Origin of the sequence: Pelagibius sp., assembly GCF_965249265.1 — a bacterium.
Lineage (GTDB): Bacteria > Pseudomonadota > Alphaproteobacteria > Kiloniellales > Kiloniellaceae > Pelagibius.
The window spans coordinates 2,034,563-2,053,406 of the sequence record NZ_OZ252224.1 but is presented as its reverse complement, the minus strand read 5'-3'; the positions used below and the strand labels follow the sequence as shown (position 1 = coordinate 2,053,406).

Genomic DNA, 18,844 nt, shown 5'->3' with positions numbered 1-18,844 from the left:
TCTGGTGCTCGGCTGTTAAAGCCCAGTCAGAGAGATGTGTTTCAAGAGGGATTTCCGAAAATCATGCAGATGACCGGCCAATACCGCATCGAGGCGCCGCGAGAGGCGGTTTGGGAAGCCTTGAACGATGTCGAGGTACTGCGCGCCTGTATTCCGGGTGTCGAAGAGATCGAGAAAACCTCCGACACGTCTTTCACGGCCAAGGTAAAGGCCAAGGTCGGGCCGGTTTCGGCGCGTTTTGCCGGCGCCGTTACCCTGAGCGACCTCGATCCGCCAAGAGGCTATACCATCTCCGGCGAGGGAAAGGGCGGCGCCGCGGGCTTTGCCAAGGGTGGGGCCAAGGTGAGCCTGGATGAGGACGGCGACGCAACATTGCTGAATTATGACGTCGACGCACAGGTCGGCGGCAAGCTGGCGCAGATCGGGTCTCGTTTGATCAACGGCACCGCCAAAAAAATGGCGGATGACTTCTTTTCCCGTTTTGCCGAGACCGTCGGCGGACCCGCCCCGGAACCGGCAGCCGAACCAGCGGCAGCGGCGGCCGAACCTGCCGCGGCAGCGCAGCCGCCAGCGGCGGAGACCGACGCGGATGCCGATGTGGGTGCCGGCGCGTCTTTGGGGGTCTGGATCACCGGGCTGTTGGTGGTCGTGCTGATTTTGCTTGCGGTTTTTGCGCTCTAGCAAGGCGACAGGCTAGACCAAAGTATCACCTGGGATACCGCCGCAGCCCTTGACCTGAATTGGCTGCGGCAACAGACTTAGAACAGGTTAAGCATACAGGGACCGCGGGCAGCAGGGGCAGCCGCGTGGTCAAGAAAACAAAGATAACCGGACATTCCGTTCGGAGGTCAATGAAGGGAGATCCCCATGCCCACTGTTTCGATGACAGTCAATGGGCGGGCGGTTACGGGCGAGGTTGAAGGCCGTACACTGCTTGTTCAGTTTTTGCGCGAGCAGCTTTCGCTGACCGGCACCCATGTCGGCTGCGATACCAGCCAATGCGGCGCCTGTGTCGTCCATGTCGACGGCGAGTCCATCAAAAGTTGCACCATGCTGGCCCAGCAGGCCGACGGTACCGAGGTAACGACCATCGAAGGCCTGGCAAGCAATGGCGGCCTCCATCCAATGCAGGAGGCTTTTCGCGAGCATCACGGCCTGCAGTGCGGTTTCTGCACCCCGGGCATGGTGATGTCGGCGGTGGATCTGCTGAACAAGAACCCCAACCCCGATGAGGGCGAGATCCGTGAATGGCTGGAAGGCAACATCTGCCGCTGCACCGGCTATCACAACATCGTCAAGGCGATCCAGTCCGCCGCAGAAAACATGAGGGGATAGGGCAATGTCAGAAACAGGAATCGGCGCCAGCGTTCAGCGCAAGGAAGACTTCCGTTTTCTCACCGGCCAGGGCCGCTATACCGACGACATCAACCGTCCGGGACAGTTGCACGCCTACTTCGTCCGTTCGCCCCACGCCCACGCCACCATCAACGGCATCAACAAGTCCGCCGCCGAGGCCGCCGAGGGCGTGGTTGCGGTCTTCACCGGGGCCGACATGGCTGCCGACAACGTCGGCTCCCTGCCCTGCGGCTGGGTCGTCAACGACCGCCACGGCGAGCCGCATAAGGCGCCGCCGCATTTTCCGCTGGCCCGCGACAAGGCCCGCTATGTGGGCGATCACGTCGCCGTCGTCATCGCTGAGACCTACGACGCCGCGCGCAATGCCGGCGAACTGGTCGAGGTCGACTACGGCGAGTTGCCGGCCGTTTCCGGTACCGGAACAGCCCTGGACTCCGGCGCGGCGCAGCTGCACGAGGAGGCGCCGGGCAACCTTTGCTACGACTGGGTTCTGGGCGACGAGGCCGAGGCCGATGCGGCCTTCGCCAAGGCGCATCACGTGACCAAGGTGGATCTCGTCAACAACCGCCTGATCCCCAATGCCATGGAGCCCCGCGCAGCGCTCGGCGACTACGACGGGGGCACCGACAGCTTCACGCTCTATTCAACCAGCCAGAACCCGCACCTGCTGAAGCTCATTCTCTGTGCCTTTGTCTTCGGCCTGAACGAGAACAAGCTTCGGGTCATTGCCCCGGACGTGGGCGGCGGCTTCGGTTCCAAGATCTTCTGTTATGCGGAAGAAACGGTCTGCATGTGGGCCTCGAAGAAAGTGAAGGCGCCGGTCAAGTGGACCGCCGACCGCTCCGAGAGCTTTACCTCCGACGCGCATGGACGCGACCACATTACCCATGCCCAACTGGCCATGGATGAGAACGGCAAGTTCCTGGGCATGAAGGTCGACACCACGGCCAACATGGGCGCCTATCTGTCGAGCTTCTCAACCTCCGTGCCGACCTACCTCTACGCGACCTTGCTGGCCGGACAGTACACGACACCGGTGATCTTCGCCAATGTGAAGGCGGTTTTCAGCAACACCGCGCCGGTGGACGCCTACCGCGGCGCCGGACGGCCGGAAGCCACCTATGTTGTCGAGCGCCTGGTCGAAGTCGCGGCCCGGGAAATGGGTATTGATCCGGCGGAAATCCGCCGCCGCAACTTCATCCAGCCCGACCAGTTCCCCTACCAGACGCCGGTCGCTCTGCAATACGACATTGGCGACTACGACGCTTCGCTGACCAAAGCCCTGGAGATGATCGACTACGACGGCTTCGCCGGGCGCAAGGCGGCCTCTGAAGCCAAGGGCAAGCTTCGAGGCATCGGCTTCTCGTCCTACATCGAAGCCTGCGGCATCGCCCCCTCGGCGGTGGTCGGTTCGCTGGGCGCCGGCGTCGGGCTTTGGGAATCGGCGCAGGTCCGCTTCAACGCCACCGGCTCGGTCTCGGTCTTCACCGGTTCCCACAGCCACGGTCAGGGGCACGAGACCACCTTCTCGCAACTGGTTGCCGATACCCTCGGCATTCCCATCGAGAACGTGGAGATCGTACACGGCGACACCGGCTCGATCCCCATGGGCATGGGCACCTACGGCTCGCGGTCTCTGGCGGTCGGCGGTTCGGCGATCTCGCGCGCCTGCGACAAGATCATCGAGAAGTCGCGCAAGATCGCGGCGCACCTGATGGAGGCCTCGGTCGAAGACGTGGAGTTCGAAAACGGCACCTTCCGGGTGGCCGGCACCGACAAGGAAAAGTCGATCGCCGAGGTCGCCTTCACCGCCTATGTGCCGCACAACTATCCGGAAGACGTAGAGCCCGGCCTCGATGAGACGGCCTTCTACGATCCGCTGAACTTCACCTACCCCGCCGGTGTGCATATCTGCGAGGTGGAGATCGATCCCAGCACGGGCGTTACCGAGATCGTGGATTGGGTTGCCGTCGACGATTTCGGCAAGGTGATCAACCCGATGGTGGTCGAAGGTCAGGTCCACGGCGGTATCGCACAAGGCGTCGGCCAGGCCCTGCTCGAAAACTGCGTCTATGACGCCGACAGCGGTCAGCTTCTGACCGGGTCCTACATGGACTACTGCATGCCCCGGGCCGACGACCTGCCGTCCTTCCGCGTCGGCCTGACCGAGACGGCCTGTACCCACAATCCCTTGGGCGTCAAAGGTTGCGGTGAAGCGGGCGCTATTGCCGCACCGGCTGCCACCATCAACGCCATCACCAATGCACTCGGCATTCTGTCCATGGACATGCCCGCCAGCCCCGAGAAGGTCTGGCGGTTGGCCAACGAACAGAAGATGGCCGCGGAATAAGGGGAGACGCAAAACATGTACGACTTCAATCATCATCGGCCGGGTTCGATCGATGCCGCCGCCTCCGCTCTTTCCGGCGCTGACGACGGCAAAATCCTGGCCGGCGGCATGACCCTGATCCCGACCCTCAAACAGCGGCTGGCCAGTCCCAGCGACCTTGTCGATCTCGGCGCCATCGGCGAGTTGAAAGGCATCTGCGAAGAGGGCGGGGCCGTCGTGGTCGGGGCCATGACGACCCACGCCGCGGTCGCCAAGGACGCCACGGTGAAGGCCAAGATTCCGGCCCTCGCGCATTTGGCGGAAGGGATCGGTGACGCCCAGGTGCGCAACTGCGGCACCATCGGCGGCTCCATCGCCAACAACGACCCGGCGGCGGATTACCCTGCCGCCCTGGTCGGCCTGGGAGCGACGGTCCGCACCAACAAGCGTGAGATCGCCGCCGACGATTTCTTCACCGGCATGTTCGAAACGGCGCTGGACGACGGCGAAATCATCACCGCCGTTGCCTTTCCCGTTCCTGAGAAGGCTGGCTACGCAAAGTTCGCCAACCCGGCCTCGCGCTATGCCATCGTCGGTGTGATGGTCGCAACGGGACCGGCGGGAACCCGCGTGGCGGTCACCGGCGCAGGCCCCTGTGTGTTCCGCCTCAGCGATGCGGAATCGGCATTGGGCAGCGGAATCTCCGCCGACGCCGTGGCCAACGTCAGCGTTGCCGCAGACGGCCTCAACAGCGACCTGCATGCGTCTTCTGAGTACCGCGCTAATCTGGTGAACGTCATGCTGCGCCGGGCTGCCGCCGCAGCCGGCTGACCGCCAGGTCCTCCGGGTTTGTCAGGGCCGGTCCTTATGGGGCCGGCCCTTTCTTTTCCGTTTCCTCAGACTACCCTCTCTGGGCTAGCTTGTGCCCATGAATGGCCCCCAAACCGCCCCTGAAACCCGCCCCAAACGGGGTTTTTGGCGGTGGCTTGGCTATGCGGCGGCCATCCTGCTCTTGTTGTTTGTCTGCATTCTGATCTTTCGTCAGGAGATCGCCGCCGCCGCAGCCCGCTTCTATCTGAAAGACCAGGGGATCGCCGTCGAATCCCTGGCCGTCAGCAGGCTGGACACCAGAAGTCTGGTCTTCGAGAGAGTACAACTCGGCACCGCGAACGAACTCTTCGCAAGCCGCATCGAGGTTGCCTTCAACGCCGGGGCTCTTTCCGTCAATCCGGAGCGGATCACGATTGCCGGCCTCCGGCTTCGGTTGGACCTGACCGGCGAAGGCCCCATGCTTGGCAGCCTGCAGCCAATCGTCGATGCACAGGAAACAGCGGCCCCAGGCGACACCTCCGGCACAACGGCGCTGGATGGGTCACTGGATAGCCTGCCGGCTCTGCACCTGAGCGATGCCCAGGTGATCGCCGAGACCGGAGCCGGCCCTATGGCGGTCGACGTCGACGGAACGCTTGAGCCACACACCGGCGGCGATCTCGTCGGACAGCTCTCCGCCCGCGCCGCGGCCGAACAGGGCCGCCTCTCCGCCAGCGTCGAGACCCGGCTCTCCGCCGACGGGTCCCTGGTGGTAAAAGCGCAGATCGACCAAGGTCAAATCGACTGGCAGAGCATCGCCGTCGGTGCTCTCACCGGCTCAATCGATCTGACCGCCGACGCAGAAGGCGCGCCGGATATTACCGCCGACCTGAAGCTGCAGAACCTGAACTACCGGCCTGCCGATGCGGCTGCCCTCAACCTGACCGAAGGCCGGGTGTTGGTCAGCGGCGAGCTTTCCGGTTTTACCCTTGAGGCCAGTCTCACGGGGCCGGGGGAGAGTCTGCTTCTCGACACCAAAGGGGCCGTTCGTTCGGAGGCCGGCGAGATGGGCCTCACCCTGGCGACCGCGGCGGAGCTGCAGACCAGCGGCGGCCTCGCCGCCTACCTGCCGCTTGCGGAAGAAGCACTCGCTGAAGGAAGGGCCACGCTTGTCGCAGAGCTGTCCGCCAGCCTGCCGCCGGGAAGTCCGCGCCCCGAGCGATGGCAAGACCTCAAAGCCCTGCCGCAGACTGCAGCCGCTGACCTGGTCGGCGAAGTAATCCTCGCCGAGGTCGCGCTGAAAGAGGGAAGCAGCGGCATATCCGCCCACCTGCCGGTAACGGCAAAGCTGCGGGAGAATGCGCTGGAGATCACACTGAGCGACGACAGCGCGCTGCAGATCGGCACGCCCTCCGAACGCAATCTGAGGGACCTCGGCATCCCCAACGATGTCCTGCCTCTGTTGACATCGGGCCTTTCGGTTTCCGTTGCCGCGCAGGGCAGCCAGCCGTTTCGCTTGAACCTGCAACCGGCCTGGCCGCCTCGAAAAGCGGAAATAACCGCCACAACCGGCTTCACCAGTGAACAAGGCGTTTCCGCTTCCCTGGCGCTCGAAGGATCGGCGCTCATGGATCAGAACGGCGCCCTTGCCGAATTGGACGGCAGCCTGGCGGTCGAGGCGACACTGGAACGCTTTCGCTTGGGGGACCGTGAAGCGCGCGGGGTTTCAGCCAATCTTCCCCTGACCGTGGCACTGGATGCAAAGGGCATCTCCCTGGCGCTTGCGGAACCGGGGAGCCTTCGTCTTCGCCAACTGAGCGGCGACCTTCCCCTGCGCCTGAACGAACCGGTTCGTCTGGCAATCGACCGGGCCACCCTGGCGCCGGAGGAAGGGACTGCCCGCTACCGCTACCGTCTGGGCAGTCGGACGGCATCGGTAAAGGCCCGGGTGGAACCGGCGGCAGGCGAAGCGCTCGACGTCGAGCTCGGCCGCACCGCCGTCACCTTCGGCGGTACCTTCGACCCGGTGGAAGGCCACGCCGCAGAGATAGCGGCAGAGATTGCCGACACTGCGATCCCGGCTTATGGGTTCGGTATCAAGAGACTTACCGCCAACACCCGGCTGGACCGGGATCTCAGACCGGTGGAGAGTCGTTTCGCGGCCCAACCGGTCACACTCGATGCCAAGCCCGCCCGGCTTTCCCCCCTGATCGTCGACGGAAAGCTGCGGCGCCGCGGGGGCGGCTACGATATCGATGCCGCCGCCCGCCTGATCGACGGTGACCTGAAGGTCGCCGAAGTCGATCTGCGCTATAACGACGCGGGAACCGCAAAGGCAAAGCTTCGCGTCGATCCGGTGCAGTTTGCGCCGGGCGGTCTGCAACCGGCCGATATCGCGCCCGCCCTGGCAGTCCTGGCCGATGTCGCGGGCGATGTCACGGCCGAGGCGGCTCTTTCCTGGCCGCGCAATGCGGCGGCCGAAAGCGGGACCCTTGGCCTGCGCAACCTTTCCTTCGGCATCGAGGGTGTCAGGTTCCAGAACCTCTCCCTGGATCTTGCCCTGACGAGTCTTCTGCCGCTCAGCAGCGCCAAGAATCAGCGGCTGACCATCGGGCGGATCGATGCCGGCGCCCCGGTCGAGGACATCGACCTGCGCTTCAGCCTGGATCAGGAACCCCAACCGCATCTGGAGATAATCGGGGGCGGATTTGACCTGGGCGGCGCCGACTGGCAAGTGGAACCGACGACGCTGGACCCGGCGGCGGCACGAAACAGCGTCGCCCTGGCAACCAATAACCTGGATCTTGCGACCTTCTTCAGGCTGATCGAGATCGAAGGGCTTTCCGGCAGCGGCGTGCTTGCCGGACGCATCCCGGTCGCCTTCGAAGACCAAAGTGTCGTCATCGAAGACGGTGTTCTTGCCGCTCAAGGTCCGGGGGTTCTCTCCATTCGCTCACAGGCGTTGGCCTCCGCCCTCGCCGGCGGCGGTAAAACAGTCGAGCTGGCCATCAAGGCACTGGAGGATTTCCGTTACGAAAGTCTCTCGGTGAAGCTCAATAAGACAGCGGGCAACGAGGCCCAGGTACTGCTGTCGATCCTGGGCAGTAATCCCACGGTGCTGGACGGGCAACCCTTCCAGTTCAACATCAACCTTGAGAGTAACCTGACCAGCGTGCTGGAGGCGCTGCGCCAGGGATACTCCCTGTCGGATGAGGCGCTGCGCCGGGCCTGGCGCTTGAGTGACTGACCGTTGCTTTCCGCCGCCGGCCGCCACCGCCGGGGATGCTTTCATCGGATCCCGCGTAGTATCAAGGGCCAATGGATAGGCCCGCTGGAGGCTGATATATTGTGTTGTCGCTTTCCGTCCGAGAGCGATTTTTTGAGGGGAGATACGGATTTGTACGTCGTTCCCGGCCGTGAAGCGGTCCTTGTCGGAACTTTGGTTTGCCTCGCACTTTCGGCCTGTACGCCGACCGTGCAGGTGGAAGCGCCGAAAGAACCCATCACGATAAACCTGAATGTGAAATTAGATGCCGAAGTCCGCGTAAAACTTGAAGAACAAGCCGATAAGGATATCGAAAGCAACCCGGATATCTTTTAGCAGAAGCAGGGCGGGCACCCGCCCGCCGGCTTGCGGCAAAATGGAGACGGATATTATTCCAAAGGAAGATGGTATGACGCGGTTCTGGTCCTCACTGACACCCATTCTGGCGGCGGCCCTGGTCGCCCTGGCGATGCTGGCAACCCCGGCCGCAGCGCAGTCGCTGGACGATCTGCGCGCCAGCGGACAGGTGGGTGAGAAATTCAACGGCCTGGCGGTCGCTCGCGACTCCGGCGTCGCTGACTTCGTTGAGAAGGTCAACGAGAAGCGGTTGGCGATCTATGTCGAGCAGGCTAACAAGCAGGGCGTCCCAACCACCCAGGTGGGGATGGTTTATGCTCAGGAAATTCTGGAACAGGTACCCGCCGGGACCTGGTTTCTGACCAAGGACGGCGAGTGGCTGCAGAAATAGCGGCATTGGCCATCTTCTCCCGCACCCGACAACACCAGCATGACAAAGTGAGAGCCTGACCGATGGGCGACAAAAGCCCCCTACCCGCCTCCGTGGACGAAACCCTGGCCCTGTTGTCAGGCGGCAACTACGTGGGCGAGCGTAGCCTGGCCACCGTTCTGTTCCTCGCCTTGAAGCTTGGGCGCCCGCTGTTCCTGGAGGGCGAAGCCGGGGTCGGCAAAACCGAGATCGCCAAGGTGCTGGCCGAGACCCTGGGCCGCCGTCTCGTTCGGCTGCAATGCTACGAAGGGCTTGATGTTGCCGCCGCCGTCTACGAATGGAATTATCCGCGCCAGATGGTCGAGATCCGCGTCGCCGAGGCCGCCGGCGCCGGCGACCGGGCCAGCCTGACCAACGACATTTTCGACGAGCGGTTCCTCATCGAACGCCCCCTGCTTCAGGCCCTTCGGCCGGATGACCGGGGCGCACCGGTCCTGCTGATCGACGAACTCGACCGCACCGACGAGCCCTTCGAGGCCTTCCTGCTGGAGGTCCTTTCGGACTATCAGATCACCATTCCCGAACTGGGCAGCATCGCCGCCGCCGCGCCGCCGATCGTTATCGTCACCTCCAACCGCACGCGGGAGATCCACGACGCCCTGAAGCGGCGCTGCCTCTATCACTGGATAGACTATCCGACCGCCGAGCGTGAGTTGGAGATCCTGACCGTAAAAGCCCCGGCGGCACCGGCAAAGCTGTCGCAGGAGATCGTCTCCTTCGTTCAGGCTCTGCGCAAGGAAGACCTCTTCAAGCTGCCCGGCATCGCCGAGACACTGGACTGGGCCGAAGCCCTGACCCAGCTCGACAAGGTCGCCCTCGACCCCCAAGCCATCGACGACACCCTGGGCGTGCTGCTGAAGTATCAGGACGACATCGCCAAGATCCAGGGCAGCGAGGCAGCACGTCTGCTGAGCGATGTGAAGTCGGAGCTTACAGGCGTGGCCATCGCCTGACTTCGGATCGGCCAGGCGGGCGGGTTTTCACGGATTCCGTCACGATCGGCCCTCAAGTCACCGGAATCACACAGCCCACTAGGCATTTTCTCCCCATATCCTGGCGGTCCTGAACAGCTTTCAGATGATCGACCATGACTCTATCCCGTCGCCAGTCCCTGGCCACGCTGGGCGCCCTTCTGACAACGCCCGCCTGGGCCTCAACCTTGGTCCCCAATGCGGCCTATGCCCAAACCCCCGCGCTGCGCCTGGGCCCCGCCAGGCGTTTCGACTGGGCCTGGCTGATCGAGTACGCCCAGGCCCTTGCCGCCCAGCCCTATCAGGAGCCGCCGAGACCGGCGCCGGAACTGGTCGAGCAGATCGACTACGATGCCCATGGCAAGCTGCGCCTGAAGCCCGAATATGCGCTCTGGGGCCGTGAGGGCAGCGTCTATCCCATCACCTTCGTGCATCTCGGCCGCTACTTCCCCAAGTCGATCCGCATGCACAAGGTAGAAGACGGTCAGGCCCAGGAGGTTCTCTACGAAACGGACTATTTCACGGTGCCGGAGGGCCATCCGGCGGCGGGCCTTCCTTCCGGCGCCTCGGCCTTTGCCGGCTTCTGGGTTCAGGAATCCCGCCGCTCCGGCGACTGGCGTCAGCGGGAACCCTGGGTGACCTTTGTCGGCGCCTCCTATTTTCGCAGCGTCGGCGCTCTCGGCCAGGTCGGCCTTTCAGCCCGCGGTATCGCCCTCAATGTCGGCGACCCGGGGCCCGAAGAGTTTCCCGACTTCACACAGTTCTGGTTCACCCCGACCCAGCGCGAGGGCGATCCCCAGGTCGTCTATGCCCTGCTGGAAGGCCCGAGCCTGACCGGCGCCTATCGCTTCGTCATGTCGCGCCAGCGCGGCGTGGTTATGGAGGTTGAGAAACGGCTCTTCATCCGGCGTGATATCGCCCGGCTGGGCATCGCGCCGCTGACCTCCATGTTCTGGTACGGCGAGTACGGCGACCAGCGGCTGATGGACTGGCGCCCCGAAGTACATGACTCCGATGGCCTGGCCCTCTGGACCGGTGCTGGGGAGCGCATCTGGCGCCCCCTCAACAATCCCGACCGCCCGATCACCTCCAGCTTCCAGGACCGCAATCCCCTGGGCTTTGGGCTCTCGCAGAGAGACCGCAACTACGACCATTATCTGGACGGCGTGAACTACCACCACCGCCCCAGTTGCTGGGTTGAACCCCTGGGGTCCTGGGGCAGCGGGGCGGTGCAGCTTATCGAACTGCCGACCGACGATGAAATTCACGACAACATCGTCGCCTATTGGCTGCCGAGCGAAACGGCGCGGGCGGGCAGCAGCCTCACCTACCGCTACCGCCTGCATTGGGAGGAGTTCGAGCCCTTCTATCCGGCGGTCGAGCTGGCACGCTGTGTCGCGACCCGCACCGGCCGCGGCGGCGAGGCCGGCAAACCGCGACCGCCCGGCGTGGTCAAGTTCGCGGTCGAATTCGACGGCGCCAGCTTGGCCGACATCCCCTGGGGCGCCCGTCCGGAGGTGGTGGCGACGGCCTCGCGCGGAGAGATCAGCCTGAGGCGCTCAGACCCGGTTTGGTACACGCCGCGCTGGCTTGCCTCCTTCGACCTTACAGTCGATGGCCCGGAGCCGGTAGAACTGCGTTGCCACATGGAACTCGACGGCAAGGTACTGACCGAGAGCTGGCTCTACCAATACCATCCGCCCCGCTGACGAACCGGCCGCTGCACGGCAGAATATGGGGCCGGTCGCGCGGGTGAGCCATCGCGGGATAACGCCTCGAAGACTAATTACGCACCCCTTCATTGACGTAAAAATTGTATTTCCCTGACCCATCTAACCCTGGCGTTCATTAGATTTTCGTGCAAACGTAAAAAAAAAAATCATAACCGATGAACAGCGGCGGCTGCCCGTTCCAGGGCGGAAGCCGGAGCAGAGGTGGGGGACATATGACAGATACATTGCTCGTCGGCATCGACGGTAGCGAGGGGGGCACGCGTGCCGCGCAGTTTGCGGCCAAACGCGCCAAGGAAAGTCAGGGTAACCTGATCGTGGCCTACGTAATCGAGTGGTCGCCCTACAGTTTCAATACACCGCAGGAAAACGAGGTCCGCCACAAGCGGCGGGAGGAAGAGATCTCCCGCGCCGAAAGCGACGTTATCGGTCCGGTTCTGGAAACCCTCAAAGGCGAGGGTGTGGAAGCCAAGGGGATCGTCCGTCACGGGCATGCGGCGGAGGTGCTGAGCAAACTCGCCAGCGAGGAAAAGGCCGGCCAGATCTTCATCGGACGGCGCGGCCTGACCAAGATGCAGGCGCTGTTGTTCGGCAGTACAGCCGGCAGTCTGGTGCAGATTTCACCGGTTCCGGTAACGGTTATTCCCTAGACGGAACCGACGGGGCAAAGCCCCAAGTCAAAGAATCCGTTCCGGCAAAAGGAACGGCAGGCCGCGGGGGGATCGCGGCGAGAAACAAAGCGAGGCTTCCATGAAAAAGTTGCTAGCGGCCTTCCTGACCGCATTGCTCTGGGCACCGGCAAGCTGGGCCCAGGATGCCGCGGGTGCGGTCGAATTGAGCTTGGATGAACGGATCAACCAGACGATTTCACCGGTCACCAACGCGATCGCCGGGGTCATCTTCTACTCGGTTCCGGTGAGCGATGAGATTGCCATTCCTGTCATCGTCGTGTGGTTGGTGGTCGCCGCCCTCTTCGCGACGCTGTACTTCAATTTCATCTCGGTGCGGGCCTTCGGCCATGCGGTCGAGTTGGTGCGGGGCGATTATTCAGACCCGAAGGACGCCGGCGAGGTTTCTCACTTCCAGGCGCTTGCGACGGCACTCTCCGGCACCGTCGGTCTCGGCAATATCGCCGGCGTCGCCATCGCCGTTTCCATCGGTGGTCCGGGCGCGACTTTCTGGATGATCGTCGCCGGCTTCCTCGGCATGTCGCTGAAGTTCGCCGAATGCACCCTGGGTGTGAAGTACCGCAACGAATATCCGGACGGTACGGTTTCGGGCGGCCCGATGTACTACCTGAGCAAAGGCCTCGGCGAGAAAGGCCTGGGCGGGCTCGGCAAGTTCCTGGCGGTGTTCTTCGCCATCTGCTGCATCGCCGGCTCGCTCGGCGGCGGCAACATGTTCCAGGCCAACCAGTCGTTCCAGCAGTTCGTCAATGTGACCGGCGGCGCCGACAGCTTCATGGCCGACAAGGGTTGGCTCTTCGGCCTGATCGTTGCCGGCCTGGTGGGTGTGGTCATCATCGGCGGCATTCAGTCGATCGCCAAGGTGACCGAGAAGGTCGTACCCTTCATGGCGGTCATCTACTGCGCAGCCGCGGTGATCATCATCGTCATGAACATCGACCAGGTGCCGGCAGCCTTCGGCGCCATCATCGGCGGCGCCTTCCACGCGGAAGGGGTTGCGGGTGGTGCCATCGGCGCACTGATCCAGGGCTTCCGGCGGGCGGCCTTCTCCAACGAAGCCGGCATCGGTTCGGCCTCCATCGCCCATTCGGCGGTGCGCACGAAGGAGCCGATCACCGAGGGGCTGGTGGCGCTCCATGAGCCGTTCATCGACACGGTCGTGATCTGCACCATGACGGCGCTGGTGATCGTCATCACCGGCACCTACACCGCCGGCGGCGGCATGAGCGGCGTGGAACTCACCTCCCTCGCCTTCGAGAGCGCCTTCTCCTGGTTCCCCTACATCCTGGCGGTGGCGGTGATCCTCTTCGCCTTCTCCACCATGCTGTCGTGGTCCTACTACGGGGCGAAGTGCTGGACCTATCTGTTCGGCGAAAGCCGTTCGATGGACCTGCTGTTCAAGTTGATCTTCTGCATCTTCGTGGTGATCGGCGCTTCGATGAACCTGGGTCCGGTGATCGACTTCTCGGACTCCGCGATCTTCGCCATGTCGATCGCCAACATCATCGGGCTCTACATCCTCTTCCCGGTGGTGAAGGAGGAACTGACGTCCTACTGGTCACGCCTGAAGAGCGGCGAGATCAAAAAGTACGCAGGCAGCGAAAGCAGCGCCTGACCTGTCAAGTCTCGGGCCAAATCCGGGGCAAACGAAGACCGGCGGCTCTCGAGCCGCCGGTTTTTCGTTTCACTCTCTCTGCGCTTGGGCTCAACGCGCGTAGCCGGTCCACTTGCCGCGGCCGTCGAAGGTTTGCTCGGCCGCCACTGCCGGCGAAGCCTCGATACCCTCCTTTGAAACGTCGTCCGGGGCGGTGATGCCCTGGAAGACCAGAAAGCCGACGGCCAGGACGGCAAGGGCCACGAGGCCCCGGCGCAGCCTGCGCACGAGAACCTCTTCGGCACCGCCGAAAGGCTGTTGGTGGATTGAGGTATGAATACTCGACATCTTCGCTTCTCCTCGCTTGGAATCCGCGCCGGCCGGCACTTCTGCCAAAAGCCCTACGATCCGGCGCGATACCATCTCCGCTGGGTTTAGATGTGCGCGCTTAAGTCCCTAGGGACAAACGACTTCTTCTCATCTCTCGAATTAGGGAAACTAATGCCCCTGCGGCCTGGGCGCAGGCGCTCGCCTTGGTATATGCTGGCCGCCATGACCTCCTCGGCACAGAACTCAGAACCACAGGACGGCCGCCTGGCGGAGAACATTCTCTACTTTGCCAGGACCCTTAGGGCAGCAGGCCTGCCGGTCGGCCCTGGCAAGGTGCTGGACGCGCTGAAGGCGACCGAGACGGTCGGGCTGGCGCGGCGCGATGACTTTTACTGGACGCTTCATTCTGTCTTCGTGAACCGCCGCGACCAGCAGGAGCTCTTCGATCAGGCCTTTCACATGTTCTGGCGCAACCCCAAGATCCTGGAACGGGTCATGAGCCTGCTGCTGCCGGACATCACACCCTTGGCCGGCCAACAGCCGGAAAATACCGAAGAACTGAGCCGCCGATTGACCGATGTCTTCCGTCCCAAGAACGGCGATGACGACACCGTCCGGGAAGAGGAAGAGCAGACCGAGATCGACGCGGTCATGACCTTCTCCAGCAAGGAGGTTTTGCAGGAAGTCGACTTCGAAAAAATGTCCGCCGCCGAGCTGGCCGAGGCAAAGCGTGCCATCCAGGCCATGCGCCTGCCGATCATGGAGGTACCGACCCGGCGCTTTCGCCCGGCGCAACAGGGCCAAAGGGCGGATCTGCGGGCGACCATGCGGGCCGGGCTGCGCAGCGGCGGCGATACCATTCCGTTGCACTGGAAACGCCAGCGGCGACGCCACCCGCCCCTGGTGATGCTTTGCGATATCTCAGGGTCGATGAGCCGCTACTCGCGCATGCTGCTGCATTTCATGCACACCATCACCAACGACCGCGACCGGGTGCACAGCTTCGTCTTCGGCACCAGGCTGACCAACATCACCCGCCACCTGCGTCACAAGGATGTCGATGTGGCGGTGGAGAAAGTCTCCGATTCCGTTGTCGACTGGTCGGGCGGTACCCGCATCGGCGCCTGTCTGCGCGACTTCAACATGACCTGGGCGCGGCGCGTGCTGGGCCAGGGTGCGGTCCTGCTGCTGATCTCAGACGGGCTGGACCGCGACAACGCAGAGGGCTTGTCGGGCGAGATCGAACGGCTGCACAAATCCTGCCGCCGGCTGATCTGGCTCAACCCCCTCTTGCGTTATGATGCCTACGAACCAAAATCCATGGGAGCAAAGGCGATGATCGGCCATGTGGACGATTTTCGCACGATCCACAACCTGCAGAGCCTGAGAGAACTCTCCAAGGTTCTCAGCCGCACAGCGGCTCGGCGTGAAGAAGGACGGACGTCATGGTGAAGCAAGAGAACATGACAGGCGGCGGCGAAGACCTGCTTGCCGAGGCGCTGCGCTGGCGCGACGAAGGGCATGCGGTCGCTCTCGCCACTGTGGTCAGCACCTGGGGCTCCTCCCCCCGGCCGGTCGGCAGCCAGTTGATCGTCGATGACGGGCTGCGGCTCCAAGGCTCGGTCTCCGGCGGCTGCATCGAAGGCGCGGTGGTTCACGAAGCCCAGGCCATCATGGGGGGTGCTCCGGCGAAGCTGCTGGAGTTCGGCGTCTCCGACGAGCAGGCCTGGGAGGTCGGTCTGGCCTGCGGCGGCACCATTCAGGTTTTTGTCGAGGCCGTGGAATGAAACGCGCGCTGCTCGATCGTCTGCAAGCCGCCCGGGCGGAGAAACGTCCGGCAGCAGTAGTCACCAACCTCAAGGATGGCCGCCAATCCCTGATCGTCGACGGCGAAGGAGACGACGGTCTGCCGCTCACCGCAGACCAACGGACGGCCGTTGCGGCGGCGATCCAAAGCGACCGCAGCGGTGTCCTCAAGGAAGACCGCGATCTCTTTGTTCACGTCCACAACCCGCCGCTACGCCTGATCGTCGTGGGCGCCGTGCACATCAGTCAGGCGTTGGTCCCAATGGCGCGATTGGCAGGCTACGATGTGTACCTGGTCGATCCGCGCAAGGCCTGGGCGAACAGTGACAGGTTTCCCGCCGTCAACATGGTTGAGGGCTGGCCCGATGAAGCCCTGCACAGTCTGGCACCCGATCACCGCAGTGCGGTGGTGGTGCTGACCCACGACCCGAAGCTCGACGACCCGGCCCTCGGCGTCGCGCTGCGGTCTTCGGCTTTCTACATCGGTGCCTTGGGCAGCCGGAAAACCCACGCCGGACGGCTCGCCCGCTTGCGTGACTCCGGTCTGGAAGAGGAAAGTTTTGAACGCATTCACGGGCCCATCGGCCTCGCCATCGGCGCCAAGAGTCCTGCGGAAATCGCCATCGCCATCCTGGCCCAGATGACCCAGGCCCTGCACGGCGCGCCGCCTTTGGTGAAGGCAGATCCCCTCAACCCCGGCGCGGCTGCAGCGGAATGATTTTCGGTGCGGTCCCGGTCAGCGAGGCAGCGGACACCATCCTCGCCCATTCCCTGAAGGCCTCCGGCATCGCCTTCAAGAAAGGGCGACGGCTTTCCGAAGCCGATGTGGAGACCCTGCGCGAGGCCGGAATCGAGGAGCTGACCGTCGCGCGCCTTGAAGCCGATGAGGTTCACGAAGACGCGGCAGCCACAGCGCTCGCCGATGCCATCACCGGCGCCGGCTTGACGGCCTCCGCCAGTTTTACCGGGCGCTGCAACCTGATGGTCGCAAAACGCGGCGTGCTGGTGACGGAGAGAGAGCGCATCGATGCCCTCAATCTCGTCGATGAGGCGGTCACCCTCGCCACCCTGACGCCCTATGACCTGGTCGAACCGCGGCAGATGGCGGCGACCATCAAGATCATCCCCTTCGCCATCACCCGCCACGTGCTGGACGCCTGCCTGGCGGTCGCTGGCCGCGGCGGTCCTCTGTTGCAGGTTGCGGCCCTGGCACCGCGCAAGGTAGGGCTGTTGCAAACCCATCTGCCGGGTACCAAGGAGAGTCTGCTCGACAAGACGCGGAACACCGCCAATCAGCGCCTGGCTCTGCTGGATTGCAAGGCTGTGGTGGAACACCGCTGCCGCCACGAGGAAGGGGCGGTTGCCGAGGCGCTGCGCAGGCTCTCTGCAGACGGTTGCGACATCATCCTGATGTCCGGCGCTTCAGCGATCATCGACCGGCGCGATGTACTGCCCAGCGGCCTCGAAGCCGCCGGCGGAAGCATCGATCACTTCGGTATGCCGGTCGATCCGGGAAACCTGATGCTGCTGGGCCGCTTCAAGGAGCGGCCGGTGGTCGGCCTGCCCGGCTGCGCGCGCTCACCCAAATTGAATGGTTTCGACTGGGTCCTGCAACGGCTTGTCGCCGGGCTGGAAGTTTCCCCGAGGGCTGTCATGCGCATGGGTGCCGGCGGCCTGCTGAAGGAGATTGCCAGCCGCCCGCTGCCCCGCGCCGAAGCCGTCGAGACCTCGGACGGCGCACCCCGTGCCCCGCGGATCGCCGCGGTGATCCTCGCGGCCGGGCAGTCCCGGCGCATGGGCCGGGACAACAAATTGCTGCTGCCGGTCGACGGCAAGCCCATGGTCGCCCATGCCGCCGAGAGCCTGCTGGCCTCCCAGGCCGGTCCGCTCGCCGTCGTGACCGGACACGACTATGCGGCAGTCGAGGCCGCCTTGCCCGAGGGCCGTTTTGCGCTGACCCACAACCCGGACTTCGCCAGCGGCCTTTCCTCCTCTCTGCGGCGGGGTCTGGCCGCCCTGCCTGACGAGATCGACGGCGTACTGGTTTGCCTCGGCGATATGCCCAGAGTCTCGCCGCAGGCCATCGACCGGCTGATCGCAGCCTTCAATCCGCTGGAGGGCCGCGCCATCTGCGTGCCGACCTGGCAGGGCAAGCGCGGTAATCCCGTGCTCTTCGCCCGCCGCTTCTTCGCGGAGATGCAGGAAGTGGCCGGCGATGTCGGTGCCCGCGCGCTGATCGGCGACCATGCCGAACTGGTCTGCGAAGTGCCGATGGACGATGACGCGGTCCTGGTCGACGTCGATACCCCGGAAGCCCTGGCCGCCCTCGACGCTTAGGCTAACCCGCGTTGGCACGAATGAAGGCCACCACCTTCTCGACGACATCGCGGTAGTCCAGCAAATCGGTGTGCCGCGCGGAAGGATGAAACAGCGCCTGCTTGGGCTCATTCGCCGCTGCAAAGAGTTTGCGCCCAAAGCGCACCGGAACGACGTGATCCCGCTCGCCATGAAGCAAAAAGAGCGGCACATCGATCGAGCCGATGCGGCCAATCGAATCCCAGGGATCGCGGATCAAGAGCCTTACGGGCAGGTACCAGTAATGGGCCGCTGCCACATCCGCAATCGAACTCGGCGGCGCCTCAAGCACCAGGGCTGCCGGCGGCCGTTCACTGGCCAGGGCAACCGAAACCGCCGTGCCCAGAGACTCGCCGAAAATGACGATCCGATCCGCCGCGAAACCTTCAGCCAGCAGCCAGTCGTGAACGGAGCGGGCGTCGGCACGCAAGCCATCCTCGCTCGGCTTGCCCGGGTTGCCGCTGTAGCCGCGATAGCCGGTCAGCAGCAGGCCGAAGCCGGCGTCGATGAGCGGGCGCATCTTGGCGACCCGGTCCCCGAGATGTCCGGCGTTGCCGTGGAAATAGAGGATCACCGGCTGCTCCGGCGACGTCGGCGGATGGAACCAGTGGGTGAGCCTGAGACCGGGCTCCGGCTCCGTCTCTATGGCCCGCAACTCCGGCAGGCTGTGGTCCGACAGATTGGGCGCGTCGATTGCCGCGGGATAAAGCAGATTGCGCTGGGCCAGGAACATGACCACCAGCACGACGCAATAGGCGCCCAGCAACCCCCAAAACCAAAGCATGAAGAAGCCCTTCACTCCCGCGCCCATCGGCTCTGATCCCT

The 18,844-nt window shown here is 64.0% G+C and carries 17 protein-coding genes; 15 read left to right on the top strand and 2 right to left on the bottom strand.

The annotated features are described in order from the left end of the window. Positions 1-63 precede the first annotated feature (63 nt). From ACP146_RS09780 to ACP146_RS09730, 11 genes are all read left to right on the top strand, one after another. Positions 64-681, top strand: a complete 618-nt coding sequence (locus ACP146_RS09780; RefSeq protein WP_422366568.1) for a CoxG family protein — start codon at positions 64-66, stop codon at positions 679-681. A gap of 186 nt (positions 682-867) precedes the next feature. Beyond that, positions 868-1,335 (top strand): (2Fe-2S)-binding protein, encoded by a 468-nt coding sequence (locus ACP146_RS09775; protein ID WP_422366567.1) that lies wholly within the window; start codon positions 868-870, stop codon positions 1,333-1,335. Between the two features lie 4 nt (positions 1,336-1,339). Next, a complete protein-coding gene (locus ACP146_RS09770) occupies positions 1,340-3,706 on the top strand; it encodes a xanthine dehydrogenase family protein molybdopterin-binding subunit (RefSeq protein ID WP_422366566.1) in 2,367 nt (788 codons plus the stop codon). 15 nt (positions 3,707-3,721) lie between these two features. Then, positions 3,722-4,516 carry an FAD binding domain-containing protein gene (locus ACP146_RS09765; protein WP_422366565.1) on the top strand — a complete coding sequence of 265 codons (795 nt, stop codon included), beginning with the start codon at positions 3,722-3,724 and terminating at the stop codon, positions 4,514-4,516. A 97-nt stretch (positions 4,517-4,613) separates the two neighbouring features. Continuing rightward, entirely contained in the window at positions 4,614-7,742 is a 3,129-nt protein-coding gene (locus ACP146_RS09760) for an intermembrane phospholipid transport protein YdbH family protein (RefSeq protein WP_422366564.1), read from the top strand. Between the two features lie 150 nt (positions 7,743-7,892). Continuing rightward, entirely contained in the window at positions 7,893-8,096 is a 204-nt protein-coding gene (locus ACP146_RS09755; RefSeq protein ID WP_422366563.1) for a YnbE family lipoprotein, read from the top strand. A 73-nt stretch (positions 8,097-8,169) separates the two neighbouring features. Then, entirely contained in the window at positions 8,170-8,508 is a 339-nt protein-coding gene (locus tag ACP146_RS09750) for a YdbL family protein (protein WP_422366562.1), read from the top strand. A gap of 62 nt (positions 8,509-8,570) precedes the next feature. Further along, positions 8,571-9,500: an AAA family ATPase gene (locus ACP146_RS09745; protein WP_422366561.1), complete on the top strand. Its 930-nt coding sequence runs from the start codon at positions 8,571-8,573 to the stop codon at positions 9,498-9,500. Between the two features lie 134 nt (positions 9,501-9,634). Then, positions 9,635-11,227: a glucan biosynthesis protein gene (locus ACP146_RS09740; RefSeq protein ID WP_422366560.1), complete on the top strand. Its 1,593-nt coding sequence runs from the start codon at positions 9,635-9,637 to the stop codon at positions 11,225-11,227. Between the two features lie 236 nt (positions 11,228-11,463). Continuing rightward, complete coding sequence (locus ACP146_RS09735) at positions 11,464-11,898, top strand: universal stress protein (RefSeq protein WP_422366559.1); 435 nt, start codon at positions 11,464-11,466, stop codon at positions 11,896-11,898. Positions 11,899-11,998: 100 nt separating this feature from the next. Then, complete coding sequence (locus ACP146_RS09730) at positions 11,999-13,549, top strand: alanine/glycine:cation symporter family protein (protein WP_422366558.1); 1,551 nt, start codon at positions 11,999-12,001, stop codon at positions 13,547-13,549. Positions 13,550-13,639: 90 nt separating this feature from the next. Here the strand turns inward: ACP146_RS09730 and ACP146_RS09725 are convergent, their stop codons facing one another. After that, positions 13,640-13,876, bottom strand: a complete 237-nt coding sequence (locus tag ACP146_RS09725) for a hypothetical protein (RefSeq protein ID WP_422366557.1) — start codon at positions 13,874-13,876, stop codon at positions 13,640-13,642. Between the two features lie 192 nt (positions 13,877-14,068). Between ACP146_RS09725 and ACP146_RS09720 the strand changes: the two genes are divergently transcribed. From ACP146_RS09720 to ACP146_RS09705, 4 genes are read left to right on the top strand one after another with little or no spacing between them, the layout of a single operon-like run. After that, positions 14,069-15,310, top strand: coding sequence for a vWA domain-containing protein (locus ACP146_RS09720; RefSeq protein ID WP_425032506.1), 1,242 nt, complete (start codon positions 14,069-14,071; stop codon positions 15,308-15,310). Continuing rightward, positions 15,304-15,645 (top strand): XdhC family protein, encoded by a 342-nt coding sequence (locus tag ACP146_RS09715; RefSeq protein ID WP_422366555.1) that lies wholly within the window; start codon positions 15,304-15,306, stop codon positions 15,643-15,645. The genes ACP146_RS09720 and ACP146_RS09715 overlap by 7 nt, the downstream gene beginning before the upstream one ends. After that, a complete protein-coding gene (locus ACP146_RS09710; RefSeq protein ID WP_422366554.1) occupies positions 15,642-16,382 on the top strand; it encodes an XdhC family protein in 741 nt (246 codons plus the stop codon). Before ACP146_RS09715 ends, ACP146_RS09710 begins: the two co-directional genes overlap by 4 nt. Beyond that, entirely contained in the window at positions 16,379-18,001 is a 1,623-nt protein-coding gene (locus tag ACP146_RS09705; RefSeq protein WP_422366553.1) for an NTP transferase domain-containing protein, read from the top strand. The genes ACP146_RS09710 and ACP146_RS09705 overlap by 4 nt, the downstream gene beginning before the upstream one ends. Before the next feature lies 1 nt (position 18,002). On the opposite strand, the gene ACP146_RS09700 is transcribed toward ACP146_RS09705, so the two are convergent. Continuing rightward, positions 18,003-18,803: an alpha/beta hydrolase gene (locus ACP146_RS09700; protein ID WP_425032503.1), complete on the bottom strand. Its 801-nt coding sequence runs from the start codon at positions 18,801-18,803 to the stop codon at positions 18,003-18,005. Between the last annotated feature and the right edge of the window lie 41 nt (positions 18,804-18,844).